23 protein-coding genes are annotated in these 25,543 nt (G+C 44.4%); 16 read left to right on the forward strand and 7 right to left on the reverse strand.

All coding sequences use genetic code 11. The features are described 5' to 3' along the window. Window positions 1-9 precede the first annotated feature (9 nt). The 3 genes from R7O12_RS03535 to R7O12_RS03545 are packed head-to-tail and all read left to right on the forward strand — an operon-like array spanning window position 10 to window position 4,121. Window positions 10-858 carry a dipeptide/oligopeptide/nickel ABC transporter ATP-binding protein gene (locus tag R7O12_RS03535; protein WP_318103650.1) on the forward strand — a complete coding sequence of 283 codons (849 nt, stop codon included), beginning with the start codon at window positions 10-12 and terminating at the stop codon, window positions 856-858. Beyond that, window positions 848-2,362 (forward strand): ABC transporter substrate-binding protein, encoded by a 1,515-nt coding sequence (locus R7O12_RS03540; protein WP_025768505.1) that lies wholly within the window; start codon window positions 848-850, stop codon window positions 2,360-2,362. The genes R7O12_RS03535 and R7O12_RS03540 overlap by 11 nt, the downstream gene beginning before the upstream one ends. Before the next feature lie 4 nt (window positions 2,363-2,366). Beyond that, window positions 2,367-4,121: an ABC transporter permease subunit gene (locus R7O12_RS03545; protein WP_411913077.1), complete on the forward strand. Its 1,755-nt coding sequence runs from the start codon at window positions 2,367-2,369 to the stop codon at window positions 4,119-4,121. 178 nt (window positions 4,122-4,299) lie between these two features. Here the strand turns inward: R7O12_RS03545 and R7O12_RS03550 are convergent, their stop codons facing one another. Next, complete coding sequence (locus R7O12_RS03550; RefSeq protein ID WP_005375354.1) at window positions 4,300-5,058, reverse strand: DeoR/GlpR family DNA-binding transcription regulator; 759 nt, start codon at window positions 5,056-5,058, stop codon at window positions 4,300-4,302. Window positions 5,059-5,332: 274 nt separating this feature from the next. Between R7O12_RS03550 and ltnD the strand changes: the two genes are divergently transcribed. The 6 genes from ltnD (at window position 5,333) to R7O12_RS03580 (ending at window position 11,472) form a co-directional block, all read left to right on the forward strand. After that, window positions 5,333-6,241 carry an L-threonate dehydrogenase gene (ltnD, locus tag R7O12_RS03555; protein ID WP_005375356.1) on the forward strand — a complete coding sequence of 303 codons (909 nt, stop codon included), beginning with the start codon at window positions 5,333-5,335 and terminating at the stop codon, window positions 6,239-6,241. Window positions 6,242-6,266: 25 nt separating this feature from the next. After that, window positions 6,267-7,523 (forward strand): 3-oxo-tetronate kinase, encoded by a 1,257-nt coding sequence (gene otnK, locus R7O12_RS03560; protein ID WP_085569494.1) that lies wholly within the window; start codon window positions 6,267-6,269, stop codon window positions 7,521-7,523. An 11-nt stretch (window positions 7,524-7,534) separates the two neighbouring features. After that, window positions 7,535-8,182 carry an aldolase gene (locus tag R7O12_RS03565; protein ID WP_005385078.1) on the forward strand — a complete coding sequence of 216 codons (648 nt, stop codon included), beginning with the start codon at window positions 7,535-7,537 and terminating at the stop codon, window positions 8,180-8,182. After that, a complete protein-coding gene (otnI, locus tag R7O12_RS03570) occupies window positions 8,182-8,958 on the forward strand; it encodes a 2-oxo-tetronate isomerase (protein ID WP_033906789.1) in 777 nt (258 codons plus the stop codon). Before R7O12_RS03565 ends, otnI begins: the two co-directional genes overlap by 1 nt. A 61-nt stretch (window positions 8,959-9,019) precedes the next feature. Beyond that, on the forward strand, window positions 9,020-9,979 hold the full coding sequence (gene denD, locus R7O12_RS03575) for a D-erythronate dehydrogenase (RefSeq protein WP_064369125.1): 960 nt from the start codon (window positions 9,020-9,022) through the stop codon (window positions 9,977-9,979). After that, complete coding sequence (locus R7O12_RS03580) at window positions 9,979-11,472, forward strand: GntP family permease (RefSeq protein ID WP_005375369.1); 1,494 nt, start codon at window positions 9,979-9,981, stop codon at window positions 11,470-11,472. The genes denD and R7O12_RS03580 overlap by 1 nt, the downstream gene beginning before the upstream one ends. A gap of 266 nt (window positions 11,473-11,738) precedes the next feature. Here the strand turns inward: R7O12_RS03580 and rcnR are convergent, their stop codons facing one another. Then, window positions 11,739-12,011: a Ni(II)/Co(II)-binding transcriptional repressor RcnR gene (rcnR, locus tag R7O12_RS03585; RefSeq protein WP_005375370.1), complete on the reverse strand. Its 273-nt coding sequence runs from the start codon at window positions 12,009-12,011 to the stop codon at window positions 11,739-11,741. Window positions 12,012-12,146: 135 nt separating this feature from the next. Between rcnR and R7O12_RS03590 the strand changes: the two genes are divergently transcribed. Both R7O12_RS03590 and R7O12_RS03595 read left to right on the forward strand, forming a co-directional pair. Further along, entirely contained in the window at window positions 12,147-13,223 is a 1,077-nt protein-coding gene (locus R7O12_RS03590) for a nickel/cobalt efflux protein RcnA (RefSeq protein WP_132936325.1), read from the forward strand. 550 nt (window positions 13,224-13,773) lie between these two features. Further along, on the forward strand, window positions 13,774-15,333 hold the full coding sequence (locus R7O12_RS03595; protein WP_031778895.1) for a methyl-accepting chemotaxis protein: 1,560 nt from the start codon (window positions 13,774-13,776) through the stop codon (window positions 15,331-15,333). 148 nt (window positions 15,334-15,481) lie between these two features. Here the strand turns inward: R7O12_RS03595 and R7O12_RS03600 are convergent, their stop codons facing one another. Continuing rightward, entirely contained in the window at window positions 15,482-16,381 is a 900-nt protein-coding gene (locus R7O12_RS03600) for a LysR family transcriptional regulator (protein WP_318125621.1), read from the reverse strand. Window positions 16,382-16,522: 141 nt separating this feature from the next. Between R7O12_RS03600 and accD the strand changes: the two genes are divergently transcribed. Then, window positions 16,523-17,386, forward strand: coding sequence for an acetyl-CoA carboxylase, carboxyltransferase subunit beta (accD, locus tag R7O12_RS03605; protein WP_193837195.1), 864 nt, complete (start codon window positions 16,523-16,525; stop codon window positions 17,384-17,386). A 144-nt stretch (window positions 17,387-17,530) separates the two neighbouring features. Here the strand turns inward: accD and R7O12_RS03610 are convergent, their stop codons facing one another. Then, a complete protein-coding gene (locus R7O12_RS03610; protein ID WP_318125622.1) occupies window positions 17,531-18,394 on the reverse strand; it encodes a hypothetical protein in 864 nt (287 codons plus the stop codon). A gap of 448 nt (window positions 18,395-18,842) precedes the next feature. Between R7O12_RS03610 and R7O12_RS03615 the strand changes: the two genes are divergently transcribed. Continuing rightward, a complete protein-coding gene (locus tag R7O12_RS03615; RefSeq protein ID WP_151515397.1) occupies window positions 18,843-21,269 on the forward strand; it encodes a M9 family metallopeptidase in 2,427 nt (808 codons plus the stop codon). Between the two features lie 282 nt (window positions 21,270-21,551). Further along, on the forward strand, window positions 21,552-21,782 hold the full coding sequence (locus R7O12_RS03620; RefSeq protein WP_005375384.1) for a PAS factor family protein: 231 nt from the start codon (window positions 21,552-21,554) through the stop codon (window positions 21,780-21,782). Window positions 21,783-21,859: 77 nt separating this feature from the next. On the opposite strand, the gene R7O12_RS03625 is transcribed toward R7O12_RS03620, so the two are convergent. Together R7O12_RS03625 and R7O12_RS03630 are read right to left on the reverse strand one after the other, a co-directional pair. Beyond that, the gene (locus R7O12_RS03625) at window positions 21,860-22,237 is read right to left on the reverse strand and encodes a carboxymuconolactone decarboxylase family protein (protein ID WP_005375385.1); all 378 of its coding nucleotides are present in this window, start codon (window positions 22,235-22,237) and stop codon (window positions 21,860-21,862) included. Between the two features lie 58 nt (window positions 22,238-22,295). Beyond that, on the reverse strand, window positions 22,296-22,652 hold the full coding sequence (locus R7O12_RS03630) for a MerR family transcriptional regulator (RefSeq protein ID WP_005375386.1): 357 nt from the start codon (window positions 22,650-22,652) through the stop codon (window positions 22,296-22,298). Window positions 22,653-23,172: 520 nt separating this feature from the next. Here R7O12_RS03630 and R7O12_RS03635 point away from each other — a divergent pair. After that, window positions 23,173-24,522, forward strand: a complete 1,350-nt coding sequence (locus tag R7O12_RS03635) for an alpha-amylase family protein (protein WP_318125623.1) — start codon at window positions 23,173-23,175, stop codon at window positions 24,520-24,522. Window positions 24,523-24,630: 108 nt separating this feature from the next. Here the strand turns inward: R7O12_RS03635 and R7O12_RS03640 are convergent, their stop codons facing one another. Beyond that, complete coding sequence (locus R7O12_RS03640) at window positions 24,631-24,924, reverse strand: ArsR/SmtB family transcription factor (protein ID WP_005375388.1); 294 nt, start codon at window positions 24,922-24,924, stop codon at window positions 24,631-24,633. Window positions 24,925-25,169: 245 nt separating this feature from the next. Between R7O12_RS03640 and R7O12_RS03645 the strand changes: the two genes are divergently transcribed. Continuing rightward, entirely contained in the window at window positions 25,170-25,463 is a 294-nt protein-coding gene (locus R7O12_RS03645; RefSeq protein ID WP_005375389.1) for a hypothetical protein, read from the forward strand. Window positions 25,464-25,543: the final 80 nt, after the last annotated feature.

The following is a 25,543-nucleotide window of genomic DNA, read 5'->3' on the forward strand; positions in this document are numbered from 1 at the left end:
GAGCCTATTTTGACTAAGCACAACTTGAGCGGGCACATGCAGCCTAAATCGGCGGAAGTTCGCTTTGCGCAAGCCAGTGTTCACTATTACTCCAAATCAAGTTGGTTAGGGGGCAAACCGTTTAAGGCGCTCGAACAATTGGATCTTGCCATTGATACACAGAACATTGCGATTGTTGGTCCTTCTGGTGCGGGTAAATCGACCTTGATTGAGCTTCTATTCGGTCTTCGTAAACCCACATCTGGTGAAGTGTATGTGTGTGGTTATCCGCTATCGCGTAGCTCGGCTAAGCAGCGCCAAGAGTTGTGTCAGCACATTCAATTGATTCCGCAAGAGCCGCAATCGAGCTTGAATCCTTATTACACCGTTCGCCAGATCTTACTGGAGCCTTTGAGCAACATTGGTTTAACGCAAGAACTTAACGAGAAGGTGGAAAAGGTCTTGGCGGATGTCGGTTTGGATCTCACATTGCTGGATCGTAACCCGCAGCAACTATCAGTTGGGCAAGCGCAACGTGTGGCTATCGCCAGAGCTTTAATTGTTGAGCCTTGTGTGTTGGTTGCCGATGAGCCAACCAGCAGCCTAGACCCCGTCAGTCGTAAACAGATTCTCGACTTGTTGGCAGGCATTCAAAAGAGTCGTCAGATGCGCCTGATTTTGGTGACACATGACCTCGATGCGGCACAAACCCTATGCGATGAAATCCTAGTGTTAGACAAAGGACGCGTTGTCGAGCACGGCACGGCACAAAACGTGACAAATAACCCATCACACTTGATCACGAGAGCCTTGATGAGCGCTCAACACAAAAGTAATGAATTCACAAAAACCATTGGAGAGGTTTCTTATGCACCTTAGTACTCCCAAGTTAGCTTTGTCGCTGGCTTTAAGCGCACTGCTGACCGGTTGTTTTGACTCTGGCGAAAGCAAGCCAGAAGCGGAAAAAGCAGCTGCACCGCAAGCAACGGAAATTCGCGTTGCCATGATGCAACCACCACGCACAGGTTTGTCACCACTTTCAGATGACGCGTTCAAACTGTCACGTTGGAGCACGGCAGAAACGCTAGTGAACCTAAACGATCAGTCGGTAGCAGAGCCTATGCTGGCAACAGAGTGGGAACAAGTTGACCCAATGACGTGGCAATTTAAGGTACGTAAAGGCGTGAAATTCCACGATGGTTCTGAGCTTGATGCCAACGCGGTTGTGAACTCTCTACAAAAAGCATTAGATGCCGCACCTAAACCACGCATCTTGGACGGTATCGAATGGCAAGTTCGCGCATTGGACGACTTCACTGTTGAAATCAAAACGACCTTTAACGATCCACTGTTGCCAAGCCGTCTTTCTAGCCCACAGCTAGCGATCCTTTCTGGTGCTGCATATCAAGAAAACGGTCGTGTTGTGCCAATCAAAGCAGGTACGGGCCCATTCGTTCTGACAGAAATCAACGGGACAACCAGCGCAAAACTGAAGCGTTTTGACGGTTACTGGGGTGAAAAAGCAAAAGTAGACAGTATCTTTGCTGAATACGTACCAAACGGTTTTGCTCGTGCTGCAGCACTGCGTACTGGTGAGGCGGATGTAGTGGAAGCCGTTCCTGTTTCGCAAATCGCGATGATGGAATCTTCACAGCTGCACGAAGTCGCAATGCCGCGTACCAACACGCTTTACCTAAACAATAAATCAGATGTGTTTAGCCAGTTCGGTTTGCGTAAAGCAGCGGCTCAAGCGGTTAACCGTGAGCAAATCATCAAAACGGTTTACGAGAACCACGCCGATTCAGCGAAAGGTCTGTTAGGTCCAGCATTGGCATGGGCTCAACCAATTCGTGACGCGAACCCTCGTATGGAAACCATGGAAATGCGCCACGCGAATGGGGAGAAGATCACCATTGGTACGTTTACCGACCGTGCTGAGTTGCCAGAAGTAGCGGTGCTGCTAAAGCAACAACTTGAAGCGGCTGGCTTTGTGGTTGAACTAGACGTTCGTGAATATGCACAAATCGAAAACGATGCTCTAGCAGGTAAGTTCGATGCGTTCTTGTTGTCACGTGCAACGGTGCTGGATTCTGGTGACCCAGTGGCGTACATGCAAAGTGACTTTAGCTGTAAAGGTTCTTACAACCTAGGTCAGTTCTGCTCTGAAGAAGTGGACGCAGCATTGAAACACGCTGATCGTCAGCCGTTGGGTGAGAAACGCCAACAAGCGATCATCGAAGCAGAAAGCAAAATCCTTGAACAATACGCTGTGATTCCACTGCTTCACGAGCGTGTAATCCAAGGTGAGAGTGACCGCGTGAAGAACGCACAACGTGACCCACGTGAGCGTCGCCTGATCGACCAGTTTACTGAGGTGAACTAACTCGATGTCGTCTGTTGCCAACATGCGCTCTCGTTGGAGCGCTTGTATGCCTGAATGGTTTACGCGTTTTTTGTCGCGCTTCCTGTCGCTCGGGGTAGTGGTTGTGTTGGTGGGTTTGATGCCGGATATTGCAGGTATCGACCCAAGCCAATCAATCCTCCGTGCCCGTGCGGGTGCTCAACAATTGCTGACGGCAGAAGCTCTGCAAGCTATTCGAGAAGATCTTCAACTTGACCGCAGCGCTGCTGAGCGAATGTGGGATTGGTTGACGCTTGCCATGCAAGGAGACTTAGGTGTCTCTTGGGTGAGCGGGGCGTCTGTCATGGAGAGCGTTCAACAAACCGCAAAAACGTCGCTATTACTGATGCTTACAGCGTTAGGTATGGCATTTGTAATGTGCATGGCGAGCGTGCTTTACACTGTGCGTCGTTGGCAACAGAATCGTTTAGACAAACATCATGACACGCTCAGTTCGGTGTTGGTTTCATTGCCTGAATACGTGATTGCTTCGTTGCTGATCATGGTGTTTTCCATCTGGTTGGGCTGGTTCCCGCCTTATGGTTGGCAAGGTGTGCAAAACCTCTGGCTACCCAGTTTGGCAATGGCATTGCCTGCTGCTGGCTTGTTCGGGCGCTTGCTCAATGACAGCCTCAAGCGTGTACTAGATGAGCCTTGGGTGATCACTTGGTTATCGGCGAACGTCAGTCAGTTTCAAATCTTACGCTTTGCCTTGTGGCGTGCCGTTAGTAACTTGATTCCTCAAATCGCAATGACGGTGATTGGTTTAACCGGCGGTGCGGTTGCTGTGGAACAGGTGTTCTCCATTCCAGGTATCGGACGACTAATTTTAGGCGCGGCGAAGTCACAAGATCTGCCGATGCTGCAAGGTGGCTTGTTGGTGTTGCTGGTGTTCTCGATGTTGATCAGCAGTGCGAGCATCTTATTGCAACGTTGGTTACTCGGGCACAGTGTCACAAGTGGCAAGCTGATCAGCAGTCACAGCACGTTCCGTTTTACCCAAAGCACCACCAAACGTATTGTCAGTGCGACAATCTTTGCCTTGCTGATTGGTTGTGCGGGATGGGCGTTAATGCGCGATCCTTACACTATCCAATTTACCCGCCTTGAATCGCCAAGCTTAGCAGCACCGTTTGGTGCCGATGCGGTCGGGCGAGATCTGCTTGCTCGCGTTGGCGGCGGTATGATGTCGACAATCAAAATGGGCATCATCGCAACGTTCCTAAGTTTGGTGATTGGTTTGTTGCTCGGCTTCGTGACTCGTTATAGCCAAGGCTTAATTGAGATCACCAAAGGTGTGCCATACATTGTGGCGGGTCTGCTGATTGCTGGTCTAACGGGGATGAACCCAAACAGTGCCTTGATTGCGATTGTTATGGTGTCATGGGCACCATTAGCGGCGCACTGTGCAAGTTTGTTGATGGAAGCCAAAGCGCAGCCTTACACGCATCTTGCGCCCATTTGGGGAACCAGTCAGTGGCGAGTACTCCGTTACTACTTGTTGCCTTATGTGCTGCCGCCATTGATTCGTCATGCGTTTCTGCGTTTGCCTTACATTACGCTCAGCCTGACTTCTCTGAGTTTTATCGGACTTGGCGTTAAGCCGCCAGAACCTGAGTGGGGCTTATTGATTGCTGAAAACTTGCCTTACATAGAGCGCTCACCATTGGGTGTCTTGCTACCAATCTCAGGCTTAGTTTTGATGGCAATTGCGGTGAATTTGATTTTTGATGACAAGTGACGAGCAGCGATAAAGTGAAGTGAGCTTCCATATCCCAGATGTAATCAGTAATTTGGTAATTTAGAAAACAAAAGGATGTGTTTTCTGCCAGAAAGTACACAGCACGGTCTATGTATATTGGAAGCACCTATAAATTAACGAGTATAAAAGTTACGCTAACTCAGATGTTTAGGTAGTGTTACTCTTTATACACACGTAATCCTTTATCCGTTAATTCTTGAGTGACCACTTCGGATAGGTTTCGATCGGTAATAATTCCGTCCAATTGCTCGATGTCTAATGCATGAAAGCTCGCTATCTGACCGTATTTAGTTGAGTCTGAGATCAGATAATTGGTTTGTGCCGCCTTGATGATTGCTTTTTTAACGAGAACTTTATTTTCATTAGGTGTTGATAAGCCTTTCAAGCTCCAAGATGAAGTCGAAATAAAGGCGATATCAATATTTAGCCCATTCAAGAACTCTGCGACTTTTCCTCCAATGGTGGATTGGTTCTCGCGGTCAATTTTTCCCCCAGTGTGGTAAAGCTCACATTCACTGTGCGTCATAAGGAAAGCAGCAATAGAGAAGTCATTGGTGATCACTAAAAGATCATTACGATTTGCTATTTGATGGGCGATTTCTAGAGAGGTTGTTCCCGCATCCAAGTAAATCGTAGCGTCTTGACCAATTAACGTAGCCGCCAGCTTACCAATTTGAATTTTTTCATCCGCTTGTTGCTCGACCTTCGCATCATGGGAAAGTTCGGAATGTAGAGCTTGAGCGAGTTGCACTCCACCAGAAACAGAAACGACTTTACCTGAGGATTCAAGCTTCACGATATCACGACGAATGGTCATATGTGATACGCCAAGGTGGTCGGTTAAATCTGAAATGCTTAACACTTCTTGATGTGATAACAGGGATAATATGGTTCTTTGACGTTCTGCTGGGATCATAGTTTCACTTCTATATTCTTGTTTTTCAGTATCCTACCAATCTTTTCATTTGTTGTGAATATCTGTGAATTATGTTCTCAACGTTGTAAGAACAGCCTTCGCTTGTGTTAACTGCTCGGATTATCTCTGCCCATAAAGAGGTATATATCACGATATTGTTAATTTGTGTGAAAAAATGTGATTCAAAGCGAGGTCTTAGTATTAATCTTCACATATAATCACATCAACCAAACAAGAATTAACAAAGTTTAATAGACCAGAAGGCATTGTTTTTATGAGTGAAGTTCAATCTGTAGGTGTTATCGGTTTAGGCTCTATGGGAATGGGCGCCGCAAAGTCATGTGTGCGTGCAGGCCTCGATGTCTATGGTTTCGATTTAAATTCTCAAGCGCTTGAAGAGTTAGGTTCATTCGGTGCAAAAGCTGTTTCTACAAATGCAGTTGAGTTTGCAGATAAGCTTGATTCGGTTCTAGTTCTTGTTGTGAACGCAGCTCAAGTTAACACGGTCTTGTTCAAAACCGGTCTTGCTACAGCGCTTAAGCCGAATACGCCAGTAATGGTTTCAGCAACCATCTCAGCAGAAGACGCAAAACAAATTGAAGCGAAATTGGCAGAACACAATCTTGTGATGCTTGATGCACCGGTATCTGGTGGTGCTGCAAAAGCAGAATTAGGTGAGATGACTATTATGGCGTCGGGAGCGCAAAGCACATTTGATGCACTTGAACCAGTACTCAACGCAACGGCAGCTAAAGTCTACAACATCGGTGAAGCGATTGGCCTAGGCGCAACTGTGAAGATTATCCACCAATTGTTAGCAGGTGTTCATATCGCAGCTGGTGCTGAAGCAATGGCATTAGCGGCACGTGCAAACATTCCTCTTGACCTGATGTACGACGTGGTGACGAATGCAGCGGGTAACTCTTGGATGTTTGAGAACCGCATGAAGCATGTAGTTGATGGTGATTACTCCCCTAAATCTATGGTCGACATCTTTGTGAAAGATTTAAACCTCGTATCGGACACAGCAAAAGATCTCAAATTTCCACTTCCTCTATCAAGCACAGCACTAAACATGTTTTTGAGTGCAAGCAATGCTGGTTTTGGCCAGGAGGACGACAGTGCCGTTATCAAGATTTTTGATGGTATTGAGCTTCCAGGTGTAGAAAACAAACAGAAGTAAGCGCACGTAAAACGGAGAAAAAATGATGTTATTAGGCGTTATCGCAGACGACTTTACTGGCGCAACAGACATCGCAGGTTTTCTTGTAGAAAACGGCATGCGCACAGTTCAGCTTAACGGTATTCCAAAAGAAGAGATTGATGTAAACGCAGATGCGGTCGTGATCAGTCTTAAATCTCGCTCTTGTCCTGTAGATGAGGCAATCGAGGATTCAGTAGCGGCGCTTAAGTGGCTGCAAGCAAATGGCTGTCAGCAGTTTTACTTCAAGTACTGCTCAACGTTTGACAGCACAGCAGAAGGTAACATTGGTCCTGTAACGGATGCACTGCTTGCAGAGCTAGGTGAAGCGTTCACCATTGTCTGCCCATCATTACCAGTGAATGGTCGCACAGTTTTCAACGGCCATCTATTTGTATTCCAAGACTTGCTAAGCAACTCAGGTATGCGTAATCACCCTGTGACACCAATGACTGATTCAAGCCTAGTTCGTATGATGGATGCTCAATCTCAAGGCAAATCTGGCCTGGTGAACTTCCAAATAATTGAACAAGGTCCAAAAGCGGTAATTGAGCGCTTTGAAGAGCTAAAAGTACAAGGCAACCGCTACGCAGTGGTTGATGCATTCAATGCAGAGCATCTTGTCACACTTGGCCAAGCGGCGAAGTCTCTAAAACTGGTAACTGGTGGTTCTGGTTTGGCTGCGGGTATTGCTAAGAACTGGATAGAGAGCCTTGAAGATCAAAGTGATGCGAAGCAAGAGGGGAACCCTAAAAAAGCACCAACCGTTGTGTTATCTGGATCTTGTTCTGTCATGACCAACCAACAGGTCGCTGTTTACAAAGAAAAAGCGCCACACTTTGCTATTGATGTGAAGGCGTGTCTGACGGAAGAAGACTACTCAAATCAAGTGTTTGATTGGGTCATGACCAACATCGAAAGCGAGTTCGCACCACTGGTTTACGCAACCGCAGATGCAGCGGCGTTAAAAGCGATTCAACAAGAGTTTGGCGCGCATGCTTCAAGCCACGCGGTTGAACAATTCTTTAGCCAACTTGCAATCAAACTTCAGCAGCACGGTGTGAAAAATTTCATCGTTGCGGGTGGGGAAACCTCAGGGGTTGTAACCCAAAGCCTAGCCGTAAAAGGTTTTCATATCGGTCCTCAAATCGCACCAGGTGTACCTTGGGTGAAGTCACTTGAAGGCGAGCTTTCTTTGGCTCTGAAATCGGGCAACTTCGGCGATGAACACTTCTTTGCCAAAGCACAGTCGTTTTTTGAATAGGTGAGGTTGTGATGAATAAAGAATTGATGACAGAACAACAACTGCGAGAGCAAATGGTCACTATGGCGCGCTCTATGTTTGAACGTGGCTATGCGACTGGCGGCGCTGGCAACCTTTCTCTAAAACTGCCTAATGGACACTTTCTGGCAACGCCGACTGGTTCTTCGTTCGGCCGCTTGATTGCTGAAGAGCTTTCGGTTGTGGATATTGATGGCAACCATATCTCTGGTGAAAAGCCATCAAAAGAAGTGGCTTTTCATCTGGCGATTTATCGAAATAACTCAAAGTGTAATGCGATTGTGCATCTACATTCTACTTACTTGACGGCGCTTTCTTGTCTTGAAGGTTTAGATCGCGAGAATGCCATCAAAGCTTTCACACCTTACTTTGTAATGCGCATTGGCGAACTGCCAGTGATTCCGTACCTGCGCCCGGGCGACCCTCAGATTGCTGAAGAACTTGCGCAGCGGGCAAGTGACTACCGAGCTTTCCTCCTGGCGAACCATGGTCCAGTGATCACGGGTACGGACTTTGAAGATGCAGTGGATAACGCAGAAGAGCTAGAAGAGACAGCGAAGCTAGCGTTCATTCTTAAAGACAGCAACATCCGCTACTTAACGGATACTGAGATTCAAGACCTAAAAGGGAGAGGTAAGTAATGGCTAAATTCGCGGCAAATCTGACAATGTTATTCACAGAAGTTCCTTTTCTAGATCGTTTCGAAAAAGCACACCAAGCGGGCTTCAAAGCGGTGGAATACCTTTTCCCATACGCATTCGAAGCGCAAGAACTAGCAAGCAAGATACAGCAGTTTGGTTTTGAGCAAGCGTTATTCAACATGCCTCCAGGTGATTGGGATGCAGGTGAACGAGGTTTTGCAGCTATTCCGGGGCGTGAGGATGAATTTAAAACGAGCGTCGAGACTGCGCTGATGTACGCCAAGGCACTGAACTGTAAAAAGGTTCACGCTATGTCTGGCATTGTTGATTCACGCTTCACTCGTGATCAGCATATTGAAACCTTTATCTCAAACATTCGTTATGCAGCGGATAAGTTTGCCGAACAAGGTGTTGAGCTGATGATTGAGCCACTCAACAATCGCGATGTACCGAACTACTTTGTTGCACATCAACGTGAAGCGGTGGAACTCATCAAACAAGTGGCTCGTCCAAACGTGAAATTGCAGCTCGATCTCTATCACGCACAAGTTATGGACGGTGATCTGAGTACGTTGATTCGCGATGTGGCGCCATACACAGGCCATATTCAAATTGCTTCTGTGCCTGAAAGGCACGAACCATCGGAAGGCGAACTGAATTACCCACACCTATTCAATGTTTTGGATGACTCTGGTTACCAAGGCTGGATCGGTTGTGAATACAACCCAAGGCATAGCACGCAGCTGGGCCTTAGTTGGGTTAAACCATACCTATAACAATTTTAATTTCTATCCATAAATAACTTGAAACCAATTACAAAAACAAAGGGTCGTGACTATGAATATTATCATAACTGGAGGGGCGGGTTTTCTCGGAACCCTACTTGCCAAATCACTACTAAAAGAAAACAAAGCTGAAAGTATTACTATTGTCGACATTCAAAAGTCGCGCTTAGAGGGCATTGATGACCGAGTCGTTTCTTTAGTCATGGATATGACAAAGCGAGAAAATATAGACCAAGTTATTACTGCCGAAACGACACACATTTTTCATTTAGCGGCAATTGTATCGAGCCATGCTGAGCAAGATTTTGATTTAGGCGTAGCTGTAAATCTGACGACCACACAGTTATTGCTTGAGCGTTGCCGTAAAGTAAACCCTAATATTCGTTTTACGTTTGCTTCATCTTTAGCTGTATTTGGTGGTGATCTTCCGGAAACGATTACACCAATAACAGCACTTCATCCTCAGTCATCCTACGGGACGCAAAAAGCCATAGGTGAGTTATTGGTGAACGACTATGCCCGCAAAGGCTTTGTTAAAGCTGTATCCGTACGTTTACCGACTATTTGTATTCGCCCTGGGAAACCAAACCTTGCCGCTAGCTCTTTCGTAAGCGGAATTATTCGTGAGCCTTTGAATGCTCAAGAATCAAATTGTCCTGTAGACCCTACGCTAAAACTTTGGATATCGAGCCCGTCTAGAGTGGTGGACAATATTCAATATGCAGGGCTAATGCCTTATGAGCAGTTAAATAATCTGTCCTATAGAACGCTTAATTTACCTGGTATTCAAACTACACCAGCTGAGATGATTCAAACAATGGACACTCTAACGGGTAAACAACTTTCTAATTATATTACCTATGAGCATGATGCGGGTATTGATCGTATTGTGAGTAGTTGGCCACAAAAAATTGATTGTACTAAAGAACTGGAGCTTGGATTTAAAGCAGACAGTAATTTCAAGGATGTATTACAACAATTTATTTCTGTTAACAATATGGAGATTGTCTAATGTTACCAACCTCAGTAATTGGACTAATAGTAGCCGTATCAGTCCTTGTTTTTCTTGTGTTACGTACAAAAGTACATGTGTTAATTGCGATGTTAATTGCGGCATGTATCGCAGGTATTATTGGTGGGTTAAGTGTTGACGACACGATTGCGACCGTTAGCAAAGGATTTGGTGGAACATTAGGCGGTATAGGGATTGTCATCGGTCTCGGCGTTATGATGGGGGCTATTTTAGAGGCTTCTGGAGCAGGAGAAAGTATTGCCTATAATTTTATAAAGTGGTTAGGAAAAAAGAAAGAAGAGGCCGCTCTTGCTGTAACTGGCTATATTGTTAGCATCCCAATCTTTGTGGATAGCGCGCTTATCATTCTTTATCCAATAGCGAAGTCTTTGTCAAAAACGTCCAATCGCTCGATTTTAACGCTTACGGTTGCTCTGGCGGGCGGCTTGGTCGTAGCGCATCACGCTATTCCGCCGACTCCAGGGCCTTTGGGCGTTGCTGGTATCTTTGGTGTCGATCTTGCCAGCATGTTAGGTTTTGGTTTGATGATCGCAGCGCCTTGTGTCATGGGTATTGTTTGGTATGCAAGATGGTTAGAAAAGCAGTTTCCTGAATTCATTCCAACCGAACATTTCTCGAAGTCTAGTGAGCAACTGATTAATGATCACAAAGAGTACATTGCAAGTAAAGAAGCGAAAGACCTACCATCTTTAAGTAAATCTATCGCTCCAATTATTATCCCTATTTTACTTATACTTGCGAAATCAGTGATGGGTTTATTAGAGGGGACTTTCGGTTTCGAAGGGCTGACTGCAACAACATTTGGTCAATTTATCGCTTTTATCGGCAGCCCTACTATTGCACTATCAATAGCGACGTTATTAGCGGTTTACACATTGGGTAATAACCTTACCAAAGAAGAAGCGAATGAAAAGATGGAACAAGGAATCTCCACTTGTGGCATCATTTTGTTAGTAACAGGAGCTGGTGGCGCGTTAGGTGCCGTATTGCGTGAAACGGGTGCGGGCGCAGAGATTGCTAACCAAGTTGCAGGGCTTCCTATTTCTGCGGTTATGATTCCATTTATTATTGCGACGTTAGTTCGTATTATTCAGGGCTCTGGTACAGTCTCCATGATAACCGCTGCTTCTATATCTGCCCCAGTTTTAGTAAATATTCCTGACGTTAACCTTTTATTCGCAGCGACGGCAGCTACGATGGGATCTCTATTTGCTGGCTACTTTAATGACTCGCTATTCCATATTGTTAATCGACTAATGGGGGTGACTGAGGTTAAGAAACAACTCATTATTTGGACTATTCCAACAACAATTGCTTGGGCTATTGGTGGTTCATTAGTCATGATTCTTAACTTATTCTTCGGATCTCATGGTTCAATCTTTGATCCCGTGTTACCACTTGCTGTACTTTTGGGGTGTGTTGCATTTACAAAATCTTACAGCGCTAAGCACGTCGAATTACAAGAGGTATAAAGGTTTACTTGTACTCTTCCATAAAGTAAAAACCTGTCACAACATGTATTTTTATCAGATGGTTTAGAGATTGTTAATAATATGAACGGCCCTATGTTTGGGCCGTTTTAGTTCTTATAAATAAACTATTTAAATTGAACCGATATAGGTTCCGTTTTCAACTTAATCAATATGAAATGGAATTGTTATTTCCCGCTTAGTAAGCGATTACCTATAAAGGATCTATTCGAGTTTAACCCTAGTGACTTTACTCTAGCGAATTAGGGTTACTTTATATAAGAGTCCAGTACTTTTAATACGACTTCCATATCTTTTTCACGTTGAGTTTTGTCTTCCTCAAGTACGACGTGTTCAAGTAAGTGACCTTTAATTACTTCTCGCATCAAACCATTTACTGCTCCCCGAATAGCGGCAATCTGCTGCAACACATCTTGGCATTCATGCTCTTCTTCCAGCATTTTTTTAAGTCCATTCACCTGACCCTGTATTTTACTGACTCGAGTGTTGAGCTTCTTTTGATCTCTGGTTGTATGCGACATGTCTTATCTTCTTTAAGTTACGGGCCGAGTTATTCTAACTGATAATGTAGCACTCAATTTATACTGGGGGGTAGTATTTAATACTAGGGGGGAGTATAGTTTGCGATAAATTAGAATCAACAACAGAGAACAACAATGGATTTTGTCGCGTTACTACAACAAGGTAATGGGTGGTTCTTTATTCCCAGTGCCATTTTGCTTGGCGCTTTGCATGGTTTAGAACCTGGGCACTCTAAAACGATGATGGCGGCGTTCATTGTCGCGGTGAAAGGAACGGTCAAACAAGCCGTGATGCTGGGTTTAGCTGCCACACTTTCTCACACTGCAATTGTATGGTTAATCGCTGTTGGTGGGATGTATATTAGCCAGAAATTCACCGCTGAAGCGGCTGAACCATGGATGCAACTTATCTCTGGAGTCATTATCGTGACAACCGGCGTATGGATGTTTTGGCGGACATGGAGCGATGAGCGAGCTTGGAACAAAGCTCAGGATCATGCTCGCGACTGGACGACGCAAGTTGTGGATACAGGACATGGGCATGTTTCGCTTTCGATTACACAGGAAGGGGACCATCACCGTTTCCAGTTGCGAACACTCAGCGGTAAACCTTTAACTGCTGAAGGTATCAAGGTTTCGGTATCGAGTGATGGTTATCAACCTGCTGATATTTATCACTTTATAGAGCGTGATGGATACTTGGAATCGGCGTCTTGCATTGAAGTCTCTAATGGACTTTCTGTCACTTTGATCATCGGGCACCATGATCATACCCATGACTTTGATGTACATTTCCGTCCTGGTTCTCATTTAGAAAGCGAAGATAAGGAATATCAAGATGCTCACGAGCGCGCTCACGCTTTAGACATTCAAAAGCGCTTTGAGAATCGAGACGTGACGAATGGGCAAATTCTGCTGTTTGGATTAACGGGCGGTTTGATTCCATGCCCTGCTGCGGTAACGGTTTTGCTTATCTGTTTGCAGCTTAAGGCAATGACTCTTGGTGCGACTTTAGTTGTGTCATTCAGTATTGGCTTAGCCTTGACTCTGGTTGCTGTTGGCGTTGTGGCAGCAGTGGGCGTGCAAAAAGCGACATCTAAATGGAGCGGTTTGAATGATGTTGCACGTCGAGCTCCTTACTTATCGGGCGTCTTGATCAGTGCAGTTGGTTTATACATGGGTATGCATGGATACATATCGCTGACGAGTTAAACTCTGTGGTAAAGATTTTTTTCCTTTCTTTTTGTATGGGTAATGGCTTCATGCCTTGGTTTGCATGTTTTGCTGCCGATTCTTGATTGAGAATCACTCGATCCGACATCGCTGCCATATCTACAAACCAAGTCATTCTCGCTTCACCAAGCATCTCGGATTACAACCGCTGCAATTGTGGCTCTAATATCTGAACCTGAGATACTAAATGATAAAACGGGAGCACTGACCACAGCGCTCCCGACGGTCAAAACGCTAATTAGAAGTCTTTTCTTTAATGTTCGATACCAATTTGGTCGCATAGTTAAATTTAACTATGCAAACGTTTCCTTTTGCGTACTCGTCCCTTCGCCAAACCTCGTAGAAATGTGACGTTTTGAAGACTTTTTTTCCTTCTGTCTAAAGTAATCGGGAACCAAGCAGATACATAGTTATAAAGTTATGTCTTGCTCTGCCAAACAGACCCAAAATGCAGTTTGGTTGGTTTTGGAGAAGAAAGACTTAGCGCTCGATTAATGAGCATCAATTGAATTGTATTGAGACAATTATAATGAAAAGAATCATCTTATTAGCAGTCTGCGCCATGTTTGGTATTGCTGTCGTGGCGAGTATGGCATCAACGTACCTAATTTCGAGTCAGAAAATCGATGACATCATCTTAAACAAATCCCAAGTTCAAGCTGAGTTTCTAGCGGGAAATGCGAGTTATATTTTGGAGAACTCAGCCAATCCAATGCAAGATTTACAATCGCTTGTTGAGGGGCTGAAACAACGTTCAGACGTGAGTTATGCCGTTGTAATTGACCGTAACGTAACGGCAGTAGCCCACAGTGATAAGCACAAGCTGAACAAAACCTATAACGATGAATATACTGTTGAAGGCGCGACGAGAGGTGTTCAACAGTACTCAAAGTGGTATGCCGATGTCCAGAAAGTATGGGTGTTTGACATCATGGCACCAATTTATGTGGATGGCCAGTTATACGGTACTTTTGATATTGGTATTCCTATTACCGAAGTGAGCCAAGCGACGAATGGAATTATTACTTACCAGTTGATCTCTATGGTGGCGATCTTCGTTATGTGTGTTTTGATTCTGTCACTTCTGCTAAATAAACTGATGAGACCGCTTTCTGCGCTTAAAGACGCTCTACAAGACATCTCAAAAGGAGACGGAGACTTAACCGTTCGTTTGCCAGCGAAAGGTAATGACGAAGTCGCGCAAATTTCTTCTGCTTTCAACGTTTTTGTTGGGAAAGTACATGAGATTATTACACAAGTTGTAAATACTGGTGTGGAGCTTAATAGTTCAGCTGTCGCTTTGCGTGGGCAATCTCAACAAGCGCTCACAAGAGGGCAAGAGCAGAACGAGCAAACCATGCTGGTTGTCACATCCATGAACGAAATGATTGCGACGGTCAATGAAATTGCCTCCAATGCTGCCGGAGCGGCAAATGCTGCGAGTGCAGCAAGTAATGAAGCGCAAGATGGCTACACGACGCTAGAAAGAACCAAAACGGCGATGACTAATCTTGAAAACGAGATGAACAGCACTTCCAACATTATCGTGAGTCTTGCTGAAAATACTCAGTCGATTGGTAGTATTCTAGAGGTGATTAGAGGTATTTCGGAGCAAACCAATCTATTGGCTCTCAATGCGGCTATCGAAGCGGCACGCGCTGGTGATGCCGGCCGAGGTTTTGCAGTAGTTGCTGATGAAGTTCGCAACCTAGCGACTAAAACGGCTCATTCTACCGATGAAATTGACAATATGATTCACCAGCTACAAACTGAAGCTCAAAGTGCGGTGAATTCAATGAGTAATAGTAAGACTCTTATTGAAGAAGGAACGGCAGAAACCGAGTTAGCTCGACAGGCTTTAGAAGCAATAGCTGCACAAGTGACGACTATTTCAGATATCAATACTCAAGTAGCAACCGCAACAGAACAGCAATCAACGGTAGCAAACGAAATTAATATGAACATGGATACCGTCAGCCACTCAGTGAAAAGTGCGCTAACGGCGAGTGAGCAACTAGAAGCATCAAGTCAACAACTCGCGGAGCTATCGCGAACACTCGATCGTCACGTGGGAGCGTTTAGAATCTAAACGCCAACTGACCCTCTTTAATAAAAAGCCAGTAAATGTTAATTGCTGGCTTTTTTATTTGAAAAAATCGAGTCTCAAATCGCTTAGCGGTGTCTGTCCTTTCTAGACGATAAAACAAAATATGATAAATTAGTTGAGTAAAGCTTAGCTAAGCGTTAAGTTTCGCATTTTGCTTTAAATGTTCAACAAACATAGATATTTTCTTAGCTACATGTTTTCTAGACGAGTAAAAGGCGTAAAGCACTAAATCCTCAGGTTCGTACTCTAGAGTGACGATTTCTAGCTCACCATTTTTGATCTCATTTTGGCATGACTCAATTGGCAATATTGCGTACCCAAGCCCTGATAACGCGCCATATCTGGCGAGATGACCGCTGTTTACTTTGAATGAAGATTGCACAGTTTGAGTAATATGGCCCCCAGCAGGGCTTCTGAATACCCATGGTGCACCATTTACTGCGGTAAGCGTCGTGATGCAGGGAACATGACTTAGATCCGTAATTTTGTAAGGGGTGGCGTATTTCTCAATTAGTTGAGGCGCGGCTAAAATGGCACTGGGCCAGCGTTTTATCTCTCTCGCCACCCAGTTACTGTCTGACAAAGTACCTCTGTGAAAACTCAATATTATATCAAAGCCATCGATAGCATCGCCTTTAGGGGCGAGTGTTGTATCACAATGCAAAGAGATTGCTGGATATTGATTGCAAAAGGAAACAATAGCTTTTGCCAGTACAGGTGTGTCTGGCATAAGAATTCGCAGTTCCCCTGTTACCGTGTGCGAGTGGCGCGTTACCGTTTCTAGTGCGGCGTTGAGTTGCTCCAATAACGGACGAGTGCTGCTATAGAGCTCTTCTCCAGCCTCGGTAGGCGTCATTCGCCTTGTTGTTCTATTGAACAACCTAATGTTTAACTTTTCTTCAAGCAGGGCAATGTGTCGGCTGATATTTGATGTTGGTATATTCAAACACTCAGCGGCTCGCTTAAAGCTGTTGTTCTCATAAACACAGTGAAAACTTTTTAACCAGATTTGGTCAACGTTATCAAACATTTCATTATCCCACTTTATTGGATTATCAAGCCAGCATATCGCACTTTATCCCTGTACTAAGTTACATACAATTTTATTTACAAGTTTAAGCGAACAAACAACGAGATATCGCGCTAGAACGTAATCAATAGTGGTGAATTTATGAGCTGGTTAGAACGGTTATTTGAGAATAAAAATATAATAGGTTCGCGCAAAGCGTCTATCCCTGAGGGAGTTTGGACAAAGTGTCCTGAGTGTGAACAAATACTTTATCGTGCCGCGTTAAAAGAAAATTTGGAAGTATGCCCTAAATGCTCATATCACATGAGAATGGCTGCGCGTCAAAGGTTGATCTCTTTTCTGGACTATGGAACACAACAAGAGTTGGCAAGTGAGTTGGAGCCACAAGATATTTTGGGTTTTAAAGACTTAAAGCGATATAAAGAGCGAATTGCTTTAGCACAGAAAACGACTGGAGAAAAAGATGCGTTGGTGGTGATGGAGGGCAAGTTATTGGGGCTGCCTGTTGTTGCGTGTGCATTCGAATTCTCTTTCATGGCAGGCTCGATGGGCGCAGTGGTTGGCGAGAAGTTTGTCCGAGCAGTTGAAAGCGCAATTAATACAAAATCTGGGTTAGTATGTTTTTCCGCTTGCGGAGGGGCGCGCATGCAAGAGTCTTTGGTGGCACTAATGCAAATGTCAAAAACCAGCGCCGCGTTAAACCACTTATCTGAGCACAGATTACCCTATATCTCAGTATTGACGGACCAAACTTATGGTGGCGTCTCGGCGAGTTTAGCGATGTTAGGAGACATCAATATTGGTGAACCTAAAGCAAGTATTGGCTTTGCGGGAAGACGGGTCATTGAGCAAACGGTACGTGAAAAGCTACCAGACGAGTTTCAGCGAAGTGAATTTTTACTAGCGCATGGTGCGCTAGATATGATTGTCGATAGACGTGAAATGCGCGATCGCGTTGGCCGCTTACTGGCTAAGTTAACCAACGCGAGGGTGGTCTCAGAATAGGTTGTATTAAAGTTAGACTTAGTACTTGCGTTTATTGAGCCGTAATCATTACAAACCGTTCATTTTGCCCCCATCTTGGTTCCGCATTCATTAGGCTGAGATCCAACGCCGTTTGGTATGGGTCAACAGCAAAATGGTCGCTTACTAACCCCCAGAGCATCCAGTTGATTGCGGTTTCATTCTCGGTAAGCTCTTCGAGTGGCGCTTGGAGGAAAAGTACTCATCTTCGCCATCGTAACCGAGCCGATCATAGATAATGTTGCGTAGCTCTCGATCCAAATCATGTTGGAGGTTGATTGAGTCGTACAGTTGCTCTTCTGTTGGGCCATTCTCATGGTGATAAACATTGCGTTTTGACTCTTTGTGTAAAGTACCTGCGCCAGTTTCAATGCTTACTTTCTTTTGCGAGTGTTGCTCAAGAACTTGAATGATTTCATCCTCTAGTTGATCGAGTTTAATCAGCAAAACTTGATTGTTTATGTCACCAGCGGGGGAGGCCATCGTTTGGAAGGCTTTCACTCTCTCGTAGACTGCTTTCCCGTGAGGAAGGGCTGAAAAACACTGTTCTTGGAGCGCTTCATTGGCTTGCCAAATGCCCGAGTAGAGCTCGTAATCATGTGTATATGGTGGAAGCTCTTCAGTATCTTCCCCTAATAATTCTCGCCAGCGCTTTTGCCACTGTTCTTCTTTTGCGTGTTTTACACGCGCGTATTGCTTAACCCAGCGGTTACGAAGTTTTACCCCAAAAATGGCAAGTCCCCATGGAGCGAGCAAATAAAAATAATAGTGAGAAGAGTTATCCCAAAAGTAACCGTAAACGTAAACACCAAAAGCAAGCACCCAAGTTCCAATAGTACAAGCAATAACCCCGGACATTATTGATGATTGGCGCTTTGTTTCTCTTAATGTATTACCTTCAGCACATAACCAAAAAATGCCGCCAAAAACAAAGGCAAATGTTGTCATGAAGTAGGCAATCCCCGTTCCCAAAAATCCCCAAAGTGACATGTATTATCCCTAGCCAAATATCTGCTTAATTCACTCATCAATGACTCGAGGAGTAAATGTGTTTGATTTGGCGGAGAATTTACCATTAATGCCAACCTTTTGATATGCACTCGATGACTTATTGGGAATGAGTCACAAATAAAAATAGATGGTATCAAGCATCAAAATTTAATTTAGAACCTTTGATTTTCGTGAACTCTATCTGGAAGAGTTAAGAGGGGCGTTTAAGGGCAATTTTCCTCATGAAGTCGTTATTTAGAAAAAGGTAAATTAATGTTTTTATTGATAATTGTGAGTTTTTTGGGAGTGGGATTGCTCCCATTTAATTAGAGTAAAAGACCTATTTTTGGGAGCGGTTTCATAAATTTTATGACACTGATTTCACTGTTTGAGCTGTAAAGAATATAAATCCCCACTCAATGTATGTTAATAATCAATGAGTGTTGTTATGTCTCATATCCGTTTTTTCCCGCGCCATCGTTTGGCGCTTGCTTGTATGCTAGCGAGTGTGTCTGGCTTCTCTTTTGCACAAAATCAGTGTGCTGTTGCTGATTTACAACAATCGCGAGATCTGGCTACTGCCGTTTCTGGTGCTGAGTATGATTGCTACCACGCTTGGTTTTCAGCACCTTCAGAAACGCTGAATGATATCTATAGTGAAGCGAGCCTAAGCCGTATCCAAGTCGCTCTGGATCAAGAAATCGCTCGCTATCGTGGTGAAGCAGATCAAGCCCGTGTTCTAGAGAACTTAGGCGAATTTGTTCGAGCGGCCTACTACGTTCGCTACAACGCTGGTACTGGTACACCTGAGTTTTCGCAAGCGTTGAGTCAGCGTTTTGCTCAGTCGACGAACCTATTCCTAAACAACCCTCATGCTTTGGATCAGGGTCGTGAACAAGTTGGTGCAATGAAGAGCCTGACTTTGATGGTTGATAACGTTAAGCAGTTGCCGCTGACCATGGATAGCATGATGGCCGCGTTGATGCACTTTAATCGTGAAACCGCACAGGACACGCAATGGGTCGATGGTTTAAACAACTTGTTCCGCTCTATGGCAGGCCATGCGGCGAACGATGCGTTCTACCGATACATGGCAAACAATACACACCATATTGATACGTTGGTGAAATTCGCATCTGATAATGCTTGGGCATTAGATACGGATGCAAGCTTTATCGTTTTCAATGCATTACGTGAAACTGGTCGTTTGCTCGCGAGCCCAGATCAGGAGACCAAACGCAAAGCATTGGCAGTAATGCAACAGGTGATGCAGCGTTATCCACTGGGTAGTGAGCATGACAAACTATGGCTTGCTGCCGTTGAAATGATGAGCTACTACGCACCAGAAGGCCTAAATGGTCTGAATATTGAGCAAGCCAAGCAAGATTTAGCTGCACGTGTAATGCCAAATCGTTTTGAATGTCAGGGACCTGCCATTATTCGCTCTGAAGATCTGACCGATGCTCAAGCAGCGAAAGCGTGTGAAGTGCTAGCGGCAAAAGAAGCCGACTTCCATCGAGTTGCGAATACGGGTAATCAACCTGTCGCTGATGATTTGAATGATCGTGTTGAAGTGGCGGTATTCGCGAGTAACGCTAGTTACGTTGATTACTCTTCATTCCTATTTGGTAATACAACGGACAACGGTGGTCAGTACCTAGAAGGTGACCCTTCAAAAGCGGACAATACTGCGCGTTTCGTCGCTTATCGCTACGCGAATGGTGAAGATCTCTCTATCTTGAACCTAGAACATGAATACACGCACTATTTAGATGCACGATTTAACCAATACGGTTCGTTCAGCGATAACTTGGCTCATGGTCATATTGTTTGGTGGCTAGAAGGTTTTGCTGAATACATGCATTACAAGCAAGGTTACCAAGCTGCGATTGAGCTGATTGCAGATGGTAAACTGAGCCTTTCCACTGTGTTTGATACCACGTACTCTCACGATACCAATCGTATCTATCGTTGGGGTTATCTAGCTGTTCGATTCATGTTAGAAAATCATCCACAAGACGTCGAAAGCTTGTTGGCATTGTCGCGCTCTGGCCAGTTCGAACAATGGGCACAGCAGGTGACGTCTTTAGGTCAACAATACGATGCTGAGTTTGAACGTTGGTTGGACACATTAAAAGTGGAACCTGAGCAACCTGGTACAGACCCAGAAGAGCCAACAGAGCCAACAAGCCCTGAAGCACAAGTGACTGAATTGACGGCGAACCAAAGCCTTCAGCTCAGTGGCGAAGCATACAGCGAAAAACTGTTCTACGTTGATGTTCCAGCCAACACCGTTAACTTCAATGTATCTATTGAGGGTGCGGGTGATGCGGATCTTTACATGAGCTACAACAAAGTCGCGCATTACTATGATTTCGAAATGAGTCAATATGCTGATGGCAGCAATGAAGAGATTGTGTTTGAACCAGAGCAAGATGGTTACGTTAAAGCGGGTCGTTACTACATCAGCTTAACTGGACGTGATAGCTATGACTCAGTAAATCTTGTGGCTGCGTTAGAAGTGGAAGCGCAAACACCGCCAACCCAAGTGCAAGATGATTTAGCACCTGTGGTACTAGAGTCTGGTGAAGCCAAAATGCTTACCGTTCACAAGCAGCGTTATGCAGCAGTTTATGTGCCTGAAGGTGTAGAAGAGGTTCGTGTATGGCTAACGGCTCACTCTCAAACTGGTAATGTCGATCTATACGCGAGTAGGGAGCATTGGCCTACAGTAGAGCAGCACGAGTATGCGTCCAACTATGCAGGCAGCAATGAATACCTTGCGATTCCTGTTACTGAAGCAGGGTACGTGCACTTCGCTCTTCAGGCTCCAGAGCAAGGCGATGACGTTGAAATGCTAGTGCACTTCAACTAAACAGGTTCGATTAACTAAAGTCGAGATAAAACGTCGCTGATACAGCGACGTTTTTGTTTATATCGGACACGATTATAAACAAACAGCGGCGAATGCTAGTTAATCGGCTGATCTATCGAGTTATCAGTTGCCCTTTTTCTAAACGGCTTTAGGTTTGTATTGCAATTTACCGCGCACATAAACTTTTTTAGCGACGCGTTCTGTGACCTAGCTTCTGATTTGTGTTTCCCAAATGGATACAATATATATGCACCCCGTGCAATAAAGTGAAAAGGGAAAGACATGAAAACGCTTATTTATGAAACGTTGATTAGCCTTGCTAACCAAGAACCAGAACAACATGCAAGAATCCGACAAAATCTCTATGAACAGTTGGATCTGCCGTTCGATAAGCAGCTGGCTTTGTATTCTTGTGCCCTTGGTCCTGCAAGTTCAGGAAAGTTGGAGAGCAGTCAAGGCATTAACAACGCGGTAGATTGCGCGGTTAAACTGCTTGAAACTCCTGAGCGCTAATTCACTCGTTGTTTTAATCACGGCCCGAACCCCAAGGGCCGTTTTTAATTGCGGTTAAATTGATTTCAACGTCGTTATTACTCTGCTCTTTCCGCTAGCACTTCTTTGAATGCAAACATGCCGTTTAATGCCGCGGGAAAACCTGCGTAGACGGACATCTGCAAAATGATCTCTTTAATCTCATCCTCGCTACAGCCTACATTCAGCGCTGCATTTAAGTGCACTTTTAGTTGCGGCGCGCAATTCCCCATTGCCGTTAGCGCGGCGACGGTTGCGATTTCTCTCGATTTTAGGTCTAAGCCCGGGCGAGCATAAATATCGCCAAACGGATACTCAATGGTGTACTGAGCTAAATCTGGACAAATATCTTGTAAGGTTTCGATGACATTATGACCAGCGTCGCCATCAATTTGAGAGAGTAGTTCTAATCCTTTGTTAAAGCGTGATTGTTCCATCGGTATGTTCCTAGTGAATAAACGTAAACACACCTTAATCGTTAGAGTTAACTCTAAGTCAACGAACTTTTCCGCTTTTATACAAGGCAATTTTTTCTTCTAGAGCCGATAAGTGCTTTTTCTGTTGCTCAATGTGGCGTTTGAGGTTTTCTTGGTGTTGTTCTAACAGGGCTTGACGTTGTGGTACAGATTGAGAGCCGACTTCCCTTAATTTGGCATACTCTAGAATCTCTTCAAGTGGCATTGCAGTTTCTTTTAAACGCTTAACAAAGCTTATCCAGTTTAGATCTTTCGAACTATACATTCGATGTCCACTCGCGTTTCTATGGACATGTTTAAGTAAACCGATTTTTTCATAGTATCGAAGTGTATGAGCAGATAGCCCGACGAGGTCAGAAAATTCTTTGATATTCATTATTATCCTCCAAGGTAGAGCATACCCCATAGAGATAAGCTAAGTTTCGCATTTTGAAGTCATTTCGGGACAGATACAAACAGAAATCTTTAGTCTTTTAACGCTAGGTATGGTGATTTACTGGATTTTTGAAACGCGCCAAACGTGATCCATCTGCCAGTTTCGTTTTATTAACAATTGATTACTCAACGGGTTGGCTTGGCTATTTTTATCCTTTGGGCCTATTTTAGGGCGTACATAGGTCTTATGTTCTATCTTTTTAAATTTAAGTTTTTGTTAATAAAAACAATGCCTTAGTTTTGTGTTGGTCTGTTCGGGTTGTATGTCGTGTGCCCGTTATTCACTCAGAACGATTTATCGCTGTGCAATGGATGAGTCGCTACGCCTTCGATTTCAGCCTTGAGTTAGTGCTAAAAGGGTGAGTGCCTCTGATGAATAGCTTTTATAATTTCGATTATTGAATTCACTCACAAAAAAATGCAAACAAGTAATCGTGAGTGGAAACGAGCAGGAGAACAACATGAGTGGCTCACAGGAAACACAATCATTCGGTGCAAACGTTATCTTACATGCGTTTGATTGGAAGTATGCTGACATTGCCCAACGAGCAAAAGAAATCCGCGAGCTTGGTTATGGCTCTGTGTTGGTTTCGCCACCAATGAAAAGCGCACAAGATGAGCGCTGGTGGCAGCGTTATCAACCACAAGATTATCGTGTTATCGATAATGCCTTGGGTGATACCAAAGATTTTATTCATATGGTTCGTGAACTGGAGCAAGTTGGTGTGTGGGTTTATGCCGACGTAGTGTTTAACCATATGGCAAATGAGGCCCACCTTCGCAGAGACCTTCAGTATCCAAGACAAGAGGTCTTGGAGGAATACCAGAACAACAAACAGAAATATCAGTCGCTAGCGTTGTTTGGCGATCTATCTCAACCACTTTTTGATGAAGAGGACTTTGTTGAAGCATTCGGCATCAAAGACTGGAAAGATAAGTGGCAGGTTCAAAACGGACGTATCACAGGTGGGCCAACCGATCCTGGCTTGCCAACTCTTCGTGTTTGTGACCATGTAGTTGAGCAGCAGCGAGCGTACCTAAAGGCGCTGAAAGCTATTGGTGTAAAAGGTTTTCGTATTGACGCTGCGAAACACATGACGTTAGAGCATCTTAAGCGTGTTTGGACAGACGACATCACGCGGGATGTGCATATATTTGGTGAAATTATTACCGATGGCGGTGCAACGGAAGAAGAGTATCAGCTGTTTCTTGAGCCGTATCTACAGGAAACTCGCCTAGGTGCGTACGATTTCCCTTTGTTCTCAACCATGTTTAAGGCGTTTGCTAAAAAGGGCAGTTTTAAGTCTCTGATTGATCCCTATTGTTTTGGTCAGGCTCTGTCCCCCGGTCGTGCGATTACATTTGCTATCACACATGATATTCCTAACAATGATGTCTTTCTTGATCTCATCATGGACGAGGAAAACGAATGGTTAGCTTATGCCTATATTCTAGGCCGAGATGGTGGTGTGCCGTTGATTTATACCGACTTAAACACCAGCGGTATTAAAGGTAAAAATGGTCAGCCAAGATGGCAAGGTGCATGGAGTGATCCGAGAATGGCAAAAATGATCCAGCTCCATAATATGACGCATGGCGAGCCGATGAGTGTTCTTGAAGGTAACGATGACATGCTCGTACTTAAGCGAGGTGACAAAGGTATTGTGGTGCTTAATAAATCGCAGCGTCAACAGTCTTTGACATTAAAAATCGATGGTAATTGGGTTGATTTGATGACAGAACAAATCATTCCAACTGACGGTAAGTTAATCGTACCATCTAAGTCGTCGATGTTACTTGTCGCGAACTAGAAGATGTACACACCGAGCTTAGCAACTTCGGTGTGTATGTTTTTCATCGTCATTCACGTTCTGCTGAAGTTCAATAGAAACTCAAACTCTCTCGTTTTTGCTAGAAATTTATGAGCACTCGTTAACGCAACATTCTGCTTTTAAAAAACCAATTACGTCATCTAAGCACTGATACTCTGCAACACAAAAAAGGGTTCTACCCTCGCGGCGCTGGGTGAGAAGACCAGCTGAAGCAAGGCTCGAGATATGATGAGAGAGAGTGGATGCTGGAATGCCAAGCTTTTCTTGTACGCCGCCTACCGCGATACCTTTGTATCCCGCTTTGACGACTTCTTTGTAAATACTTAAACGAGTCGGATGCCCTAACTCTTTTAGTGCTTTAGCAACGGCTTCAAGCTCCATACTGACCTCTAAAGAATGACCACAGTAATTTTGTTTCGATAATAGGGAAAGTCTCGGTAAATGCCAACTATTACGATCTCAGAACAATTTAAATCAGATGAGATTCATACTGGCTCATGCCTTCATGACAACAATTGTCTGTTCTAATGAGACAGATCAATCTTCATTATTATTTCACGCCACGTTCAAAATCCCTCGTCTACACTCAATGTTGAGTTGTCAGTTGGCAGACCAAGGAGGCGGCCATGATTGCGGTTCATAGAGATTATTGTTTGTCTAACAGTTCGGAGTTACATGCCCACGTTAAAGTCAATCCTGTCGGTAAATTAGAAGTTGAGATTGTTGAACTTCAAGAGCGCCACACTACAGAGTTTGATGATTTGTCTTTTGAGAGTCGTGGGTGTGAAACTCGAATCTGTGGTAAAGAAGACACAACTCCGTGGCAGTTCAATCTTGCGGTTACTGATGCGTTAGAGCTTTCTCATTTAGTGGAAGAAGCAAACGAAGAGTATGAGATTTTAATGAATGATCTTATGTAATATCGAGAAGATCATTTTATCCTGCACGGCGTGTGGCTCTGTACTGAAAAAATAAAAACCTCCCAAGCGGGAGGTTTTTA

Source organism: Vibrio sp. Vb1574, assembly GCF_033338675.1.